Genomic DNA, 16814 nt, shown 5'->3' on the forward strand with positions numbered 1-16814 from the left:
TCTTATAGTGGTAGGAATTTTTTCCACAGTCTTATTTTACCATATTTTTCTGATTTTTCAAAATTTTTTTTGATTTTTTGTATAAATAACTTCTATTGCCGAACTTCTATTGCCGTTCAGTTGGATAGTGTATTTGTTATGAATTTTTTCAGCAAGGGGACAAGCCCCTTATTATTAAAAATATTTTAGTTTTTAAATAAAATTTAGTATCACACTTCCAATTTCTATCTGTTTTCATTTTTATCTTTTAATTTTTTCTGAATAAACTTTACCAGCAAAAATCCAGTTAATCCTCCAGTAATCACTGCAATAACTACTAGTATTTTCACCTTTTTCTTTAGTTTCAAAATTATTTTCCTAATAACTTCTTAATTCCTTCAATCAGCAAAACATGCTCCTTCTCAAGCACCCTCTTCTGCAAGATTTCAGGTGTATCATCACTAAGCACAGGAACTTTCATCTGTAAAATTATTTCTCCCGTATCAACTCCTGTGTCAACAAAATGAATTGTGCAACCACTTTCAGTTTCTTTTTCTTCGATAACTGCTCTGTGAACATTCATTCCATACATTCCTTTTCCACCAAATTTTGGAAGCAATGATGGATGGATATTTATAATTTTTCTTGACCATTTTTTTATAAATTCTGGCGATAAAATCGACAAATATCCTGCTAATACGATATAATCTGTTTTTTCGTCATCGTTTTCAAGAACACTGCTAATTTCATCAGACAATTTTTCTTTTAATACTTTTCTGTCAAGCAAAACATTTTTTATGCCATGTTTTTCTGCTCTTTCCAATCCATAACACTCTCTATCTGCAATTACATAAGAAATTTCACAATTTAAGTTTCCTTGCTCAATGTTGTCAATAATTGACTGTAAGTTCGACCCTCCACCAGAAACTAAAACTGCTATTCTTTTTTTATTTTTATTAGACATTTTTTCACTCTCTTTAAATTTATTTTTATCATCTTTATTTTTAATATAAATTAATTTTTTCATCACCTTTAACAATAGTTCCTAATTCATAGGCTTCTTCTCCATTTTCAGCTAAAATATCAATAACTGTTTGAGCATCATTTTTATTTACAATAACAACAAATCCAACTCCCATGTTGAATGTTCCCCACATTTCTTCTTCTGGAACTCTTGAGAATGTTTCGTGTTTGAATAATGGATGAACTTTTACTTTCGCTTTTTCGATGTTTGCACAAAGTCCATCTGGTATAGTTCTTGGAACATTTTCGATAAGTCCTCCACCAGTTATGTGAGCCATTCCGTTCACTTGCACTTTTTCCATAACTTTTTGAATTGGTTTTACATAAATTTTTGTTGGTGTCAATAAATGTTCTCCAATTGTTTTTCCGTTGAATTCTTCGTTAAAATCAGTGAATAATTTTCTTAACAATGAAAACCCGTTACTGTGAGCTCCACTTGAAGGAATTGCAACAATTACATCTCCTTCTTGAACTTTACTTCCATTAACCATTTTTTCTTCTTCAACTACACCAACTGCAAATCCTGCAATGTCATATTCTCCATCTGCATAAAACCCAGGCATTTCAGCAGTTTCTCCACCTACTAAAGCTGAATCTCCTTGAAGACAACCTTCTACAACACCTTTAATTATTTCAGAAGAAACATTTGAGTCCAATTTTCCACAAGCTAGGTAATCTAAGAAAAATAATGGTTGTGCTCCGTGACACAAAATATCATTTACACACATTGCAACACAGTCAATTCCAACTGTGTCATATTTATTTGTTTCAAATGCAACTTTTAATTTTGTTCCAACTCCATCAGTTCCAGATACTAAAATTGGTTTTTTGTATTCTCCTAATTTGTATAAAGCTCCAAAACTTCCTAATTCATTCATAACATTTTTGTTGTAAGTTGCTTTTACTCTTTCTTTTATTTTCTCGACACTTCTGTATCCTTCTTCTTTATCTACTCCTGAATCTTTATAAGAAATTGACATTCTTTATCCTCCTGTTTTAAATTAAATCTCTATTTTTTATTTTACAAAGTTTGCGAAATCTTCTGCATATTTTGTAGGAAAAAATTCTGTAATTTCATATTCTGCAATTCCATTTATATTAAACGGATCTTCTGAAATTATTTTCTTAACTTCTTCCAAGTTTTCTGCATTTAGCAAAATTACACCACCTGTTCTAGGATTTTTTCTTCCTGAACAAATAAATTTTCCCATTTCATAATATTTTTCCAAAAATTTTATATGTTCTTCTAAATATTTTTCAACTTCACTTACTGCTTTTACATAATTTAAACTTACTATATACATTTTTTCACCTTATTTTTCCAATTCTTTCAAAGCCTCTTTTTGAATTGGTGTCAACGAAGCATAAAATTCTTCCTCGTAATCTCCCAATCCAGCTGGATAATCTCCATTAAAACATTCCATGCAAAGTCCTGTATATGGTGCATCAAAATTAAGTCCTATTGAATCAATTAATCCGTCAATACTCAAGAAAGCCAATGAATCTGCACCAATGTAGTCTCTCACTTCTTCAACAGTTTTATTTGCCGAAATCAATTCTGATGAATTTGACACATCAATTCCGTAAAAAATAGGAAACTTAAATTCTGGTGATGCAATTCTTACATGAACTTCCTTTGCTCCAGCTTCCTTCAATAACTGAACAATACGGCTTGAAGTAGTTCCACGAACTATTGAATCATCAATCATGACTACAACTTTGTCTTTTACAACACCTTTTACAGCAGAAAGTTTCATTCTAACACCTTGTTCTCTCAATTCTTGAGTTGGCTGAATAAATGTTCTCGCTACATATTGGTTTTTGATTAATCCCATTTCATAAGGTTTCCCGCTTTCTTCTGCATAACCACTCGCTGCCGACAATGACGAATTTGGAACTCCGATTATAATATCTGCATTTTCAACTGGTGCTTCTTGTGCCAATCTTCTTCCGCATCTTTTACGAGCTGAATGTACATTTATTCCTGAAATATCCGAATCAGGTCTTGCAAAATACACATATTCCATCGCCGCAATCGCAGTCGAAGTATCGTCAGTATATTTTTCAATTCTGTATCCATCTTTATCAATAATTACAACTTCTCCAGATCTAATATTTCTAACAAATTCCGCTCCAACAATTTCCAACGCACAAGTTTCACTCGCCAAAATATATGCTCCATTTTTTGTTTTTCCTAAAATTAAAGGACGAAATTCAAAAGGGTCAACTGCACCGTACAATTCTGTTTGAGTTTGAACTAAGAAAGAAAATCCACCTTTTACTTGTCTTAATGCATCTTTCAATTGACTCAAAAAATCTTTTTCTTTACTTCTTCTAATCAAATGAACCAACACTTCTGTATCTGATGTAGAATGAAAAATTGCACCGTGTTTTTCCAATTCTCTTTTCAATTTTTTCGCATTAATCAAATTTCCGTTGTGTGCCAAAGCAATACTTCCGTCAAAAAATTGGAACAAAAATGGCTGAATATTACGACCGCTGCTGCTTCCAGAAGTCGCATATCTAACATGTCCAATAGCACAATTTCCTTGCAAACGGTTAAAAATTCTATCATCGTTAAATACTTCCGACACAAGTCCAGGCCCACGATGACCATTCACACGCTTACCGTCACTTACTACAATTCCTGCTGCTTCTTGTCCTCTATGTTGCAAACTATGTAATCCATAATAAGTAAGTCTTGCCGCTTCGTGATGTCCAAAAACTCCAAAAACTCCACATTCTTCATTCAAGCTCTTAATCATTTGTAGTTTTCCTCCATTTTGTTATAAACAGTTTAGTTTATACTTTATCAATATTTTTTATTTTATTTAAATGACAAGGAGTCAAGACCCCTTGCTAATATATGATTTCAGAAATTTATTTTTTTAATTTATTTTAAAACTTCTTCCATACGACGAAGAACTTCACGATAAGCACCCATTACGTCTCCTAAATCTTGTCTAAATCTATCTTTATCCAATTTTTTAAGTGTATCTTTATCCCAAAGTCTCATTGAATCTGGACTAATTTCATCTGCAAGTAAAATATTTCCATCTTTATCTCTTCCAAACTCAATTTTATAATCTACTAAAATCAAGTTCATTTTATCAAATAATGCAGACAACAAATCATTAATCAAGAAAGTTTGTTTTTTAATTTCAGCCAATTCTTCTTCAGTAAGCAATTCCAATGCCAAAGCGTGATCATCATTCAATAATGGATCTCCTAAATCATCATTTTTGTAAGACAATTCAAATGTAGGTCTTTTAAAGATTTTTCCTTCTTCAGCCGCATATCTTTTTACAAAACTTCCAGTTGCTCTATTTCTAATAATTACTTCCAAAGGCACAATTTCCACTTTTTTACAAAGTTGTTCTCTTTCATTCAAAGTTTTAATCCAGTGAGTTTTTACACCGTGTTTAATCAAATATCCATAAAGTAATGTAGAAATTTTATTATTCAAAATTCCTTTATCTTCCAATTGATCTTTTTTTACTCCATTAAATGCAGTCGCATCATCTTTAAAATACATAATTATTTCATCCGCATTATCTGTTGCAAAAATTGATTTTGCTTTTCCTTCATAAATTTGTTCTCTTTTTTCCATTTTTATTTCCTCCATTTTTTATTTTTAAATTATATCAAATAAATATTATATTGTTCAATAACTTGAATTTTTTATTTCCACAAGGGGTCAATATCAATACTTCTTGCTTCAAAATATTTGTTTTATTAAATTATAAATACATATAACTTCCAAATAAGTCTATTACAAATTATAATTCAACTTTTTTCTCATTATCAGCAATAAATTTAGCTTTCATTTCTTTTCTAAATGTAACCAATTTTTCTCTAATTTCAGGATATTTTATTGCAAGAATTTGTACTGCCAACATTCCTGAATTGTATGAATTATTAATTCCAACAGTTGCTACTGGAATAGATTTTGGCATTTGAACAATCGAATAAAGTGCGTCCAATCCTTCAAGTGCTCCATTTAAAGGAACTCCAACTACTGGCAGTATTGTTTTTGAAGCAATAACTCCAGGTAAATGTGCCGCAAGTCCAGCTCCAGCAATAATCACTTCTGCACCTCTTTTTTCAACATCAGCCAAAACTTCTTCCAATTTTTCAGGAACTCTGTGAGCCGACAATACATAAGCCTCAAACTCAATCCCAAATTCTCTCAAGCAATTTGCTGCACCTCTCATTTTGTCAGTATCTGACTGACTTCCAAAAAATATTGCTACTTTCATTTTTCACTTTCTCCTTTTCCTTATTTAAAGAATTTAATTCCATTTCTAAAGATATTTTGTTCTTTATCTCCATAAATATTTTTGTAAACATTTTTACCTTTTCTTTCAGAATGTCCCATTTTACCAAAGATTCTACCATTATATGCCAACATTCCTTCAATCGCATAATAAGAACCATTTGGATTAAATTGTGAATCCATTGTCGAATTCCCATCCAAATCAACATATTTAGTTGCAATTTGATTATTTTTAAATAATTTTTTATATTCTTCTTCTGTAATAACAATTCTTCCTTCTCCGTGAGAAATCGCTACTGAATGAATATCTCCTTCTTTCATATTAGCTAACCAAGGTGAATTATTTGTAATAATTTTTGTTTGCACGATTTTTGACATATGTTTGTCAATTGTATTAAATGTCAATGTTGGCGAATCTTCATTTAATTCACGAATTTCTCCATAAGGTAACAATCCTGATTTAATCAACGCTTGGAATCCATTACAAATTCCTAAGATTAATCCATCTCTCTTCAATAGATTTTCCACTGCTTCTTTAACTTTTTTATTTTTCAATACAGCAACCATAAATTTAGCCGATCCATCTGGTTCATCTCCCGCACTGAATCCTCCAGGCAGCATCAATATTTGCGAATTATTAATTTCTTTAACAAAATTATCAATTGAACTTAAAATATTGCTATGTGACAAGTTATTAAATACACCAATTTTCGCAAGTCCACCTTCTCTATTAAACGCTCTTTCCAAGTCATATTCTGAGTTTGTTCCAGGGAATACTGGAATAAATACTCTTGGTTTCGCATAAGTGTTTGAAATATTGCTAATTATATTTTGAGTTTCAATCTTTTCGATTTTTTCATATTTTACACCTTTGCAATGTGCAATTTTATGTTCTTCCTCAACTTCTTTTTTAGTTGGGAATATTCTTTCAAGTTTGCTTTCCCAAGTTCCAATTAATTCATCCAAGTCAAAAGTTATGCTATTTACAGAAATTTTCGCATTATCCGTAACTTTTCCAAGTAAAACAGCATTTTTATTTTCAATATTTCCAGCAGTTTCTACAATAAATGCTCCATAATTTACTTTAAACCATTCATTTTCAGAAAGATCTGCTGCAACATCTACACCAAGTTTATTTCCAAATGCCATTTTTGCAATGCTTTCGGCAATTCCACCATTTTTAACAGCCATAGCGGAAACAATCTTTCTATTTCTAATATTTTCAGTCACAAAGTCAAAGTTTGCCTTTAATTCATCAAGTTTTGGCAAATCATCTTCATCATTTGGAGTTGTAATCAAGTAAACGTTGTTTCCAGCCTTTTTAAATTCGCTAGAAATTACATTTTCCGCATCTGTAACACTCACTGCAAACGATACCAATGTTGGCGGTACAGAAATATCATTAAATGTTCCGCTCATTGAATCTTTTCCACCAATTGAAGGTAATCCAAAAGCTTTTTGTATGTGCAATGCTCCTAATAATGCTGATAATGGTCTTCCCCACTTTTTAGAATCTTGTCCCAATCTTTCAAAATATTCCTGGAACGTAAATCTGATATTTTTGTAATTTCCTCCACCAGCGACAACTTTTGCCATTGATTCAATTACAGCGTAAGCACCACCGTGGAACGTACTTTGTTTTGCCACATAAGGATTGTATCCATATCCAACCATTGAAGCGACATCAGTTTCTGCATTGATTACTGATACTTTTTGCACCGAAACTTCTGCAGGAGTTAATTGATATTTTCCACCAAATGGCATTAATACAGTAGTTGCTCCAATTGTTGAATCAAAAGTTTCAACTAGTCCTCTTTGTGAAGCTACATTTAAATCCTTCAAATTATTTACAAATTTGCTTCTAAAGTCATTTCCTTCAATTTCTCTGTTCAAGTTCAATTTTGGAGTATTTTCAATTGTAATATTAATGTTTGAAGCAGCCCCATTTGTATTTAAGAAATCTCTTGAAATATCAACAATCGCTTTTCCATTGTATTTCATAACAAGTCTATTTGAATCATTAATTTCAGCCACTTGATATGCTTCCAGATTTTCTTCATTTGCAAATTCTATAAATTTATCTAAATTTTGTTTTTCAATAACAACTGCCATTCTTTCCTGTGACTCTGAAATAGCAAGCTCTGTTCCATTTAGCCCAATATATTTCACTCTTACTTTATTCAAGTCAATTTCAAGTCCATCAGCAAGTTCCCCAATTGCAACTGAAACTCCTCCAGCTCCAAAATCGTTACATTTTTTAATTAATTTTGTAACATTTCTGTTTCTGAAAAGTCTTTGAATTTTTCTTTCTACAATTGCATTTCCTTTTTGCACTTCTGCACTTGATTTTTCAGAAGACTCTGTTGTATGTTCCTTAGATGAACCAGTTGCTCCACCAATTCCATCCCTTCCAGTTCTTCCACCAAGTAAAATTACAACATCTCCATTTTCAGGCTTTTCACGGATAATATTTTCAGCAGGTGCCGCTCCCACAACAAGCCCCAATTCCATTCTTTTAGCCTTATAACCTTCATCATAAATTTCATTCACGTGAGTTGTCGCAAGTCCAATCTGGTTTCCATAAGATGAAAATCCGTGTGCTGCCACTTGTGTAATAACCTTTTGCGGCAATTTTCCAGCCATTGTATCTGCAATTTTTTCAGTTGGATCAGCAGAACCGCTAATTCTTACAGCCTGATAAACATAAGTTCTTCCAGATAACGGATCACGAATTGCTCCACCAATACAAGTAGAAGCCCCGCCAAATGGCTCAATTTCTGTTGGGTGATTATGAGTTTCATTTTTAAACTGCAAAATCCATTTTTCTGTAGTTATGCTCTTTTCCCCATCTTCACCAATTCTTTCAATTGGTACATCAATATAAATCGAGCAGGCATTTATTTCATCTGAAACTTCCAAATCTGGCAAGTTTCCATTTTTTCTCTGCTCTTTTCCAAAAATTGTAGCAAGATCCATAAGAGTCATAGGCTTTTTAGAAATTCTGTCGGCATGAACATATTTTCTGCTTTCTAAATACTCGCTAATAGCCTTTTCGATGATATTTTTATAAGTTTCATTTTCAATTTTAATGTCATCAATGATTGTTTCAAAAGTTGTATGTCGGCAGTGGTCACTCCAGTAAGTGTCAAGAACACGAATTTCAGTTTCTGTAGGATTTCTTTTTTCCTCATTTTTAAAATATTCTTGAATGAATAGCAAGTCATTTACTGTCATTGCCAGTTCCAATTTATCTTTTAAATCTGCAATTTCTTCTTTTGTTTTTTCAGTAAATCCATCGTAAACAATAACATCGTCTTTATTTTCAGTTTCAACATTTTCACTTAAAACATTCAAATCCTTTTCTCTTGCTTCAACTTCATTTATATAGTATTTTTTTACTTTAGCAAGTTCTTCAGGAGAAATTTTCCCGTATAAAATTATCAATTTCCCACTTTTTACGTTAATATTATTGTTTTTATCAATTAATAAATTTACACATTGAATTGCAGAATCTGCTCTTTGGTCATATTGCCCTGGCAAAAATTCTACTGAAAAATATACATTTTCTGAATTTTTTTCTTCAAATACTTCATCCAACGATCTAAAAACATTGTCAGCATTTATTTCTGAAAACACCGTTCTTTCCAATTTTTCCAAATCATTTTCACCCAAGTTAAACACATCATAAATATTCAGAACTCTTACATCGCTAAGTTCACTTATTCCAACATTTTCCTTCAAGTCGCTGAACAAGTTCTGTGCTTCCACTCTAAAATCTTTCTTTTTTTCCACAAAGATTCTATAATTCATCTTTATCTCTCCTTCTATATTTTTATTTTATAAAAAATAAAAATCCAAGCAAAAAAGATTACCCAGATTTTTCATATATTTGTATATTTAATTTTTTATATTTTTTATATAACAAAGTAGACAATTTTACAATTTGTCTAGTAAAAAATATCCTGAACGCTCTTCTGACAAAAAATCTTTTTTTCATCTTTCCTCCAATAAAATATTTCCCTTAAAAAATCTTATATTGCTGTAAAATTCCTACCTATTAAAAGTATAACAAAATTTTACTATTTTTTCAATACCAAAAAAATTATTTCTGTGCCAAAATAAGTTTCTTTCTTCATAGTATACTTTCCCAATATTTCTTAAATCTCCATTTCCTATTTTTCTTTAATTTAATAAAATTTTACAATATTTTAATAAAAAATTTTAATTATTTTATTTTCGCTATTGACATTTTGAATTTTCAAGGTACAATATTATTGACATAGATGAAAGGATGTGATGATTTATGAAAATCATTATTAGCGGAAAACAACTTAAAGTCACAGATGCAATTAAAACTTATACTGAAGAAAAAATAAGCAGAATTTCCAAGTATTCAGATGCTATCACAGAAATCGATGTTGTTCTGACTGTCGAAGATACAAAATCTGAAGGTCCAGTTCACAAAGCTGATGGATTAGTTTTTGCAAGTGGTACAAAAATAAAAATAGAGGCTGAAAATAAAGACTTATATGCAGCAATTGATGATCTATCCGACAGATTGGAAAGACAAGTTAGAAAATATAAAGAAAAACAAAAAGACCACAACAAAAAAGGTACTCGTCAATCTTAATTTATAAAAAGCATTTAATATTTTAAGAATAAAAGAACCTTAATATATAAAAAAAGACTATTTTAGAATTTTAAATTTTAAAATCAGTCTTTTTTATATTTTTTATTTTTTACTCTTAATAAATTTTTCCAAAATATACAAACAAAACATATTTACTAAAAATCCTGGTACAATTTCATAAATTTTTTTACCAAGTCCGCTTTGATTCCAGAAAATTACTGTAATTGTAGCGACAACCATTGAAATCAAAATATTTTTCCAGTTCATTTCTTTTTTGTACAAAATAAATAAAATTACTGGAGAAAATACAGCTCCAAAACCTGCCCATGCGTATGAAACTAATGACAATACTTCTGAATTGGGATTCATTGATAACAATGTTGCGATTATAAAAATAATTATAATACAAATTCTCCCAACCCAAATAAGTTCTTTATTCGTTTTTTCTCTTTTAACAATATATTTATAAAAATCTTCAGTCAAGGTATTCGATGCAACTAACAATTGTGCTGAAATTGTTGACATTATTGCTGATAAAATCGCTGCATATAAAATACCTGCTATCCAAGGATTGAATAATTTTCCTATCATGTAAATGAAGATTTTTTCTGGATCTTGAACATTTTTGAAAAGAGCAATTCCTGTAATACCAATTGCAATAGAACAAACCAATGAAATTATAACCCATACCATCGCGATTAACCTAGCTTTCCAAAGTTCATTTACACTTTTTATACTCATAAACTTTACAATTATGTGTGGCTGTCCAAAATATCCAAGTCCCCAACCTAATCCAGAAATAATTACCGGTATGCTAAGTGCTTCTGGATATTTCAACAAGTTAAGTGAAATATGCTTTTGAGTCATTGCAACATCAATAGCGCTACTTCCTCCAACTACAAAATATGCTGTAACTGGAACAATTATAATTGCAAAAAACATCAATATTCCTTGAAAGAAATCTGTCCAAACTCCTGCCAAATATCCACCTAAAAATGTATAAAATATTATGGTTCCTCCACCTACTAATACTCCTAATTTATAATCAATTCCCAATAACGATTCAAATAACTTCCCATTTGAAACCAATCCTGATGCCGAGTAAATTGTAAAGAAAAATAAAATTACAATCGCTGAAAAAGTTTTTACGTAACCTTTCGTATCATTTGATTTTTTTGATATAAATGTTGGAATTGTCAATGCTTCGTGTTCTTCTGTCTGCATTCTCAATCTTGGTGCTACTATTTTCCAATTTATATAAGTTCCTATTATTAATCCTATTATAACCCAGACTTGCTTTAATCCTGATAAGTAAACGGCTCCTGGCAATCCTAACAATAACCATCCACTCATGTCACTCGCTTGAGCTGACATTGCTGTTACCCAGTAACCTACACCTCTTCCACCTAAAATATATTCCTCATGAGTATCCGTTTTTACATAAAAATATACTCCTATCGCCAGTGAACTACTCCCACTTTTAGAAGCGGGAGCTTCTTGGGAAGTATCTGCTTTTGTTAGCCAAATATATTTACCAAGCTCTTCGGGCAGTCCCTGCCCTGTTTTCTTTTATTTCCTTAATATTCCAACATCAATTTTCCAATGTTTTTTATATTCAATGCCGCATTGTAATCTCTATCAATTTCAATTCCACAGCACTCACATTTATAACTTCTTTCTGATAATTTCAGTTCCTCTTTAATATTTCCACATTTACTGCAAGTTTTCGATGACGGAAACCACTTATCTATCTTCAAAAATTGTTTCCCTAAAAACATCAGTTTATACTCAAGCATTCTCAAAAACATTCCCCATCCATTATCTCCTACACTTTTCCCAAAATTTAATGACTGGCTCATCCCCTTCATATTCAAATCCTCAACAACCACAGCATTGTATTCTTCAGACAATTTTTTCGATAATTTATGTAGAAAATCTCTTCAGCAATTTTTAATATACTCATGCAATTTTGATATTTTCGCTTTTTGCTTATACCAATTTTTAGAAAATTTCACTTTTCTCGATAATGATTTCTGTAATTTTTTCAATTCTTCTTCCAACATCCTAAAATATTTTGGATAATCAGCCCTTTGGTTTTCAGAACTGATAAATAATTCAGACATTGAAAAATCAAGTCCAATTACTTTATCATTACTTGAATTTTTTTGAATTTCTTTTTCAAATTCTGTCAAAATAGAAACATAGTAATTTCCATTACTGTTTGTCAATGTTACTGACTTTATCTTGTAATCCTTCGGTATTTCTCTATGATATTTTAATTTTATTCTTTTCAATTTTGGTAAAATCAAATATTTGTTTTCCTCAATTCGTATCGAATTGTTCACACAATTTGTCGTGTAACTTTTAACATTATTCTTTTTAGATTTGAACCTCGGAAATTTCGCTCTCTTCTGAAAAAAATTCGTAAACGATCGTTTTACATTCGATTGAGCATTTGAAAGTGCTAGACTGTCCACTTCTTTTAAAAATTGATTTTCACTCTTCAAACTGGCAGGTGTAATTATTTTATTTTTTCCAGTTTCTTCATAAATTTTATTAGCGATATATAAAATCGTATTGTAAACAAAACGAACACATCCAAAAGTCTTATTTATCAATAATTCCTGCTCTTTATTTGGATAAATTCTGTATTTGAATGCTAAATTATATTTCATAAATTACACCTCCTTTTGATTTTGAATATTATTTCTTTAGAAATTTTATCATTAATGATTTCTCTTCAATATTTTATACAAAAATTTTATCATGGATGTATCCTTTTTTCAATTTTTTTTACAAAAAAAAAGCAATTCATCTCCCGCTTGTAGAAGCCGGAGACTTCTTGCTATCTTTTTGTTAAAAATAATAAATATATGCCAAATGTTATAAAAGTTTCTATTCCACCTGTTGCCATTTCTCATCTCCGTTCTTTTTTATTTTATAACTTATTATATCACATTAACTATTTTTTAGCGATACTACTTTTTTATTTCTTAATTTTTTAAAAAATAATCCTCATATTATACCAAACCGCACCCCCATGAGTTGACTCTGATAACCCTTCATTCACAAACCCAATCTTCCCATAAAATGGAACAAGCCTATCTTTACAAGTCAACACAACACCCTTTCTTCCAGCACTTTTCGCATCTTCCACAACTTTTCTCAAAACTTTCTCAGCATAACCTCTCCGTCTAAATTCTGGAAGCGTGTTCACTCCAAAAATCATCTGCCAATCGCCATTTTCATCATGTAAATTAGGATTTTCAAACATTTCATCTGTCAAAATTTCATCATTCGTAGCCATCCCATTTACAAACGAAATAATTTTACCATCCTCATTTTCCAAAATCCAAAAAAAATCTGGATAAATTTCCAATCTCCCACGAAAACTCTCTTCCGTTGCCGCCTCCGCAGCAGGAAAACACTCTGCCTCAATTCTTGTCAATTCTTCTAAATCATTAATTGTTGCTTTTCTAATTTTCATTTTTTATTTTTCCTTTTCTAATTTTTTATAAATTTTCAAAATTAAGAGAGTACAAATTTTTGTATAATAAAATAATTAATTAATTTATTTAGTTTATAGTTTTTAAAAAAATTAAATACTCTCAAAACTAATAAAAATAATCTATCTTTTTACTTTCTAGAACAATTAGAATAAACAATATTCCTGTTTCTAAAAAATTTCAACTTATGAAATTTCAATTAATTCCTGACATTCTTTACCATGTATTATATTTTGAGTTTACACAAAATTATGGATACTCTCTTAATCAAAAACAACCTTCCATTTATCCCTATTTCTATTCGCCTCAAAGCACATTTTTATTTGCTCAGCTGTGATTTTCTTTGTTTCCAGTTCAGGCAATTCATCAATCCCAAAATATCTGCTGTCAACCGTTTCAATATTTTTCTCAAATTTTCCACTCACATATTCACACAAAACAAATACTTTCGTTATACCGTATGGTATCTTTTTACCTTGATTTTTTGTAACATCAAGCAAAGCTATAATCATCTCAGCACTAGTCTCAATCCCAGCTTCTTCCTTAACTTCCTTCAACACATTTTCCTTCACAGAAAGATAAACATCCGCCCATCCACCTGGCAATGCCCATTTTCCATTACTTTCCTGAATTAAAAGAACTTTATCATTTTCAAAAATCACACCTCTCACATCAATTTTAGGTGTCTGATATCCAACTTCATTACAAAATAAATCCTTTACCTTTTCCACCGAAATCTCAGTTTTGTGTGCCACCATTTCTGCCGAAATCTCCCTAATTCTCTCAAACCGCTCAATATCGAACTTATCTTTTCCATAAGCAAGTCCTGCTTGTGCTAGACTTTGAAGTTCAATTGCCCAGTCTAGCCATTTTTGTTCTTCTTCTTTATTTTCTTCTTCATTTTTATTCACTGATTATCACCTACTGTTTAAAGTTATTAATTAATTGCTATTCTTCAATATTAGCCTATGTTATAAAAATTTTATTTAGAAAATCATGATGAAATCATTAATCAGGAATATAAATTAATGAATTTTTTTATTTTTAAAATTTATATCTTCATCAATTTTTTTAAATAATCCTTTGCTATCTCATCATTTTCTATTAATCTTAGACTGTTTACTATTGATATTCTATATTCTTTATCTACATTTTCCAAAAATTCATTTTCCAAAAGCGGAATTATTTCATCAAATCCTTTCACACCTAAAAATCTAACTAAATTTTTTCTTGTATCTAAATCAAATAATTTTAAATATTTTTTAAAAATTGGAATCACATTTTTATGTTTTTTTTCTAAAAGAATTAAGTCATAAATTGTATTAAAATTATAACCTAAATTATTTATTTCTTTTAAAAAGTTTTCCTGTAAATTATTTGTTTCTTCTCTCTTGTATAAATATTCACTATTAAAATACTCTCCATAAAAAATTGATTTCATTTTATCCGTTATAATTTTATAAATTTTTTTTATTTTTTCAATAAATTTCAATATTTCCTTTTTAAACTCTTCGATTTTAATAAAAGATTTTCCTTTTAAATTAGTAAATTCAATTTTATATGTCATATTATCTCTATATTTATTTGTACTATCCCAAGAAACTTCTATTTTATCATTAATTTTTCTAAACATTACATCAGGATACACCATTTCGAGTCCTGAAAAAGTCCATAAATGCCGTTCACTCCATTCATGAATTTTTTCAAACCATTCTATCTCTTCATGATTCTTATTTCCCATTTCATATGCTTTTTCTCTTATTTCAATTCCACAATTTCCTTTTATTTTATACGGAAACTTATCTTCTTCACTCAAAATAAATTTTAAATTATTCTCAAACCAATCCGATAAAAATATTAAATTTGCTGTATCCTTTTCTATTTTCCCATCAACTGTAAATTCACAAATATTTTTTCCTTCAATTTTTAATTCCAATTCAAAAGCTGCATAAAAAAATTCTGGTCTATGAATAAAATTTATTGAAAATTTTTTTGGTTTCATATCTATCGCCTACTTATTGCTTCTTAATCTAATTTATTTACTAAAAACTTTCACTTTCTTTCCATAAAATGCTATCCCTATCTGTGAACTACTCTCGCTTTTAGAAGCGGGAGCTTCTTGGGAAGTATCTGCTTTTATTAGCCAAATATATTTATCAAGCTCTTTGGGCAGTTCCTGCCCTGTTTCTTTATTTCCTAATATTTCAACATTTCTTTTCCAACATCTCTTATATTCAGTGCCGCATTATAATCTCTATCAATTTCAATCCCACAGCACTCACATTTATAACTTCTTTCTGATAATTTCAGTTCCTCTTTAACGTTTCCACATTTACTGCAAGTTTTCGACGATGGAAACCACTTATCTATCTTCAAAAATTGCTTTCCTAAAAACATCAGTTTATACTCAAGCATTCTCAAAAACATTCCCCATCCATTATCTCCTACACTTTTCCCAAAATTTAATGCCTGACTCATCCCTTTCATATTCAAATTTTCAACAACCACAGCATTATAATCTTCAGATAATTTTCTCGATAATTTATGTAGAAAATCTCTTCGGCAATTTTTGATATACTCATGTAATTTCGATATTTTCGCTTTTTGCTTATACCAATTTTTAGAAAATTTCACTTTTTTTGATAATGATTTCTGCAATTTTTTCAATTCTTCTTCCAACATCCTAAAATATCTTGGATAATCAGCCCTTTGGTTTTCAGAACTGACAAATAATTCAGACATTGAAAAATCAAGCCCAATCACTTTATCTTTACTAGCTACCTTTTGAATTTCTTTTTCAAATTCCGTCAAAACAGAAACATAGTAATTTCCATTACTGTTTGTCAATGTTACCGACTTTATTCTATAATTCTTTGGTATTTCTCTATGATATTTTAATTTTATTCTTTTCAATTTCGGCAAAATCAAATATTTGTTTTCCTCTATTCTTATCGGATTGTTCACACAATTTGTCGTATAACTTTTAACACTATTCTTTTTAGATTTGAACCTTGGAAATTTCGCTCTCTTCTGAAAAAAATTCGTAAATGATCGTTTTACATTCAATTGAGCATTTGAAAGTGCCAAACTGTCTACTTCTTTTAGAAATTGATTTTCACTTTTCAAACTGGCAGGTGTAATTATTTTATTTTTTCCAGCTTCATAAAATTTATTCGCAGTATACAAGATCGTATTGTAGACAAAACGAACACATCCAAAAGTCTTATTTATCAATAATTCCTGCTCTTTATTTGGATAAATTCTATATTTGAATGCTAAATTATATTTCATGAAATTACACCTCCTTTTGATATTGTATCATATGTATATTTTTTTTCAATTTTTTTACAAAAAAAGCAATTTATCTTCCACTTATAAAAGTCGGAGACTTCTTGCTATC

General features: G+C 30.0%; 15 protein-coding genes and 1 pseudogene. 1 reads left to right on the forward strand and 15 read right to left on the reverse strand.

Annotated features, from left to right (window positions below):
- Positions 1-224: 224 nt before the first annotated feature.
- The 9 genes from FVE74_RS12145 to FVE74_RS12150 all read right to left on the reverse strand — a co-directional run bounded on the left by FVE74_RS12145 (position 225) and on the right by FVE74_RS12150 (position 9275).
- Entirely contained in the window at positions 225-347 is a 123-nt protein-coding gene (locus tag FVE74_RS12145; protein ID WP_269473147.1) for a hypothetical protein, read from the reverse strand.
- Between the two features lie 2 nt (positions 348-349).
- Positions 350-943: a phosphoribosylglycinamide formyltransferase gene (purN, locus tag FVE74_RS07205; protein WP_147004582.1), complete on the reverse strand. Its 594-nt coding sequence runs from the start codon at positions 941-943 to the stop codon at positions 350-352.
- Positions 944-983: 40 nt separating this feature from the next.
- On the reverse strand, positions 984-1982 hold the full coding sequence (gene purM, locus FVE74_RS07210; protein ID WP_147003905.1) for a phosphoribosylformylglycinamidine cyclo-ligase: 999 nt from the start codon (positions 1980-1982) through the stop codon (positions 984-986).
- A gap of 36 nt (positions 1983-2018) precedes the next feature.
- Positions 2019-2306 carry a YciI family protein gene (locus tag FVE74_RS07215; protein WP_147003907.1) on the reverse strand — a complete coding sequence of 96 codons (288 nt, stop codon included), beginning with the start codon at positions 2304-2306 and terminating at the stop codon, positions 2019-2021.
- Positions 2307-2315: 9 nt separating this feature from the next.
- Positions 2316-3767 (reverse strand): amidophosphoribosyltransferase, encoded by a 1452-nt coding sequence (gene purF, locus FVE74_RS07220; protein WP_147003909.1) that lies wholly within the window; start codon positions 3765-3767, stop codon positions 2316-2318.
- A gap of 128 nt (positions 3768-3895) precedes the next feature.
- Positions 3896-4612 (reverse strand): phosphoribosylaminoimidazolesuccinocarboxamide synthase, encoded by a 717-nt coding sequence (gene purC, locus FVE74_RS07225; RefSeq protein WP_147003911.1) that lies wholly within the window; start codon positions 4610-4612, stop codon positions 3896-3898.
- Positions 4613-4781: 169 nt separating this feature from the next.
- Positions 4782-5261: a 5-(carboxyamino)imidazole ribonucleotide mutase gene (gene purE / locus FVE74_RS07230; RefSeq protein WP_147003913.1), complete on the reverse strand. Its 480-nt coding sequence runs from the start codon at positions 5259-5261 to the stop codon at positions 4782-4784.
- 20 nt (positions 5262-5281) lie between these two features.
- Positions 5282-9088, reverse strand: a complete 3807-nt coding sequence (locus FVE74_RS07235; RefSeq protein ID WP_147003915.1) for a phosphoribosylformylglycinamidine synthase — start codon at positions 9086-9088, stop codon at positions 5282-5284.
- A gap of 58 nt (positions 9089-9146) precedes the next feature.
- A complete protein-coding gene (locus FVE74_RS12150; RefSeq protein ID WP_018497847.1) occupies positions 9147-9275 on the reverse strand; it encodes a hypothetical protein in 129 nt (42 codons plus the stop codon).
- A 306-nt stretch (positions 9276-9581) separates the two neighbouring features.
- Between FVE74_RS12150 and hpf the strand changes: the two genes are divergently transcribed.
- Positions 9582-9908 carry a ribosome hibernation-promoting factor, HPF/YfiA family gene (hpf, locus tag FVE74_RS07240; RefSeq protein WP_147003917.1) on the forward strand — a complete coding sequence of 109 codons (327 nt, stop codon included), beginning with the start codon at positions 9582-9584 and terminating at the stop codon, positions 9906-9908.
- Between the two features lie 102 nt (positions 9909-10010).
- Here the strand turns inward: hpf and putP are convergent, their stop codons facing one another.
- From putP to FVE74_RS07270, 6 genes and pseudogenes are all read right to left on the reverse strand, one after another.
- Positions 10011-11372, reverse strand: a complete 1362-nt coding sequence (gene putP / locus FVE74_RS07245) for a sodium/proline symporter PutP (protein ID WP_147003919.1) — start codon at positions 11370-11372, stop codon at positions 10011-10013.
- A gap of 113 nt (positions 11373-11485) precedes the next feature.
- A pseudogene (locus tag FVE74_RS07250) lies at positions 11486-12583 on the reverse strand (RNA-guided endonuclease TnpB family protein).
- 326 nt (positions 12584-12909) lie between these two features.
- The gene (locus FVE74_RS07255) at positions 12910-13395 is read right to left on the reverse strand and encodes a GNAT family N-acetyltransferase (protein ID WP_147003921.1); all 486 of its coding nucleotides are present in this window, start codon (positions 13393-13395) and stop codon (positions 12910-12912) included.
- A 282-nt stretch (positions 13396-13677) separates the two neighbouring features.
- Complete coding sequence (locus FVE74_RS07260) at positions 13678-14325, reverse strand: NUDIX hydrolase (protein ID WP_147003923.1); 648 nt, start codon at positions 14323-14325, stop codon at positions 13678-13680.
- 140 nt (positions 14326-14465) lie between these two features.
- Positions 14466-15416, reverse strand: a complete 951-nt coding sequence (locus FVE74_RS07265; protein ID WP_147003925.1) for a hypothetical protein — start codon at positions 15414-15416, stop codon at positions 14466-14468.
- 194 nt (positions 15417-15610) lie between these two features.
- The gene (locus FVE74_RS07270) at positions 15611-16705 is read right to left on the reverse strand and encodes an RNA-guided endonuclease TnpB family protein (RefSeq protein WP_147003928.1); all 1095 of its coding nucleotides are present in this window, start codon (positions 16703-16705) and stop codon (positions 15611-15613) included.
- Between the last annotated feature and the right edge of the window lie 109 nt (positions 16706-16814).

Origin of the sequence: Leptotrichia wadei, from assembly GCF_007990445.1 — a bacterium.
GTDB lineage: Bacteria > Fusobacteriota > Fusobacteriia > Fusobacteriales > Leptotrichiaceae > Leptotrichia > Leptotrichia wadei_A.

Excerpts from the sequence above, each read along its gene's own strand:
- FVE74_RS07255 (WP_147003921.1), bottom strand. The coding sequence starts at position 13,395 with ATGAAAATTAGAAAAGCAACAATTAATGATTTAGAAGAATTGACAAGA.
- purC (WP_147003911.1), bottom strand. The coding sequence starts at position 4,612 with ATGGAAAAAAGAGAACAAATTTATGAAGGAAAAGCAAAATCAATTTTT.
- purF (WP_147003909.1), bottom strand. The coding sequence starts at position 3,767 with ATGATTAAGAGCTTGAATGAAGAATGTGGAGTTTTTGGAGTTTTTGGA.
- purE (WP_147003913.1), bottom strand. The coding sequence starts at position 5,261 with ATGAAAGTAGCAATATTTTTTGGAAGTCAGTCAGATACTGACAAAATG.
- purM (WP_147003905.1), bottom strand. The coding sequence starts at position 1,982 with ATGTCAATTTCTTATAAAGATTCAGGAGTAGATAAAGAAGAAGGATAC.
- hpf (WP_147003917.1), top strand. The coding sequence starts at position 9,582 with ATGAAAATCATTATTAGCGGAAAACAACTTAAAGTCACAGATGCAATT.
- FVE74_RS12150 (WP_018497847.1), bottom strand. The coding sequence starts at position 9,275 with ATGAAAAAAAGATTTTTTGTCAGAAGAGCGTTCAGGATATTTTTTACT.
- FVE74_RS07270 (WP_147003928.1), bottom strand. The coding sequence starts at position 16,705 with ATGAAATATAATTTAGCATTCAAATATAGAATTTATCCAAATAAAGAG.
- FVE74_RS07215 (WP_147003907.1), bottom strand. The coding sequence starts at position 2,306 with ATGTATATAGTAAGTTTAAATTATGTAAAAGCAGTAAGTGAAGTTGAA.
- FVE74_RS07235 (WP_147003915.1), bottom strand. The coding sequence starts at position 9,088 with ATGAATTATAGAATCTTTGTGGAAAAAAAGAAAGATTTTAGAGTGGAA.
- purN (WP_147004582.1), bottom strand. The coding sequence starts at position 943 with ATGTCTAATAAAAATAAAAAAAGAATAGCAGTTTTAGTTTCTGGTGGA.
- FVE74_RS07265 (WP_147003925.1), bottom strand. The coding sequence starts at position 15,416 with ATGAAACCAAAAAAATTTTCAATAAATTTTATTCATAGACCAGAATTT.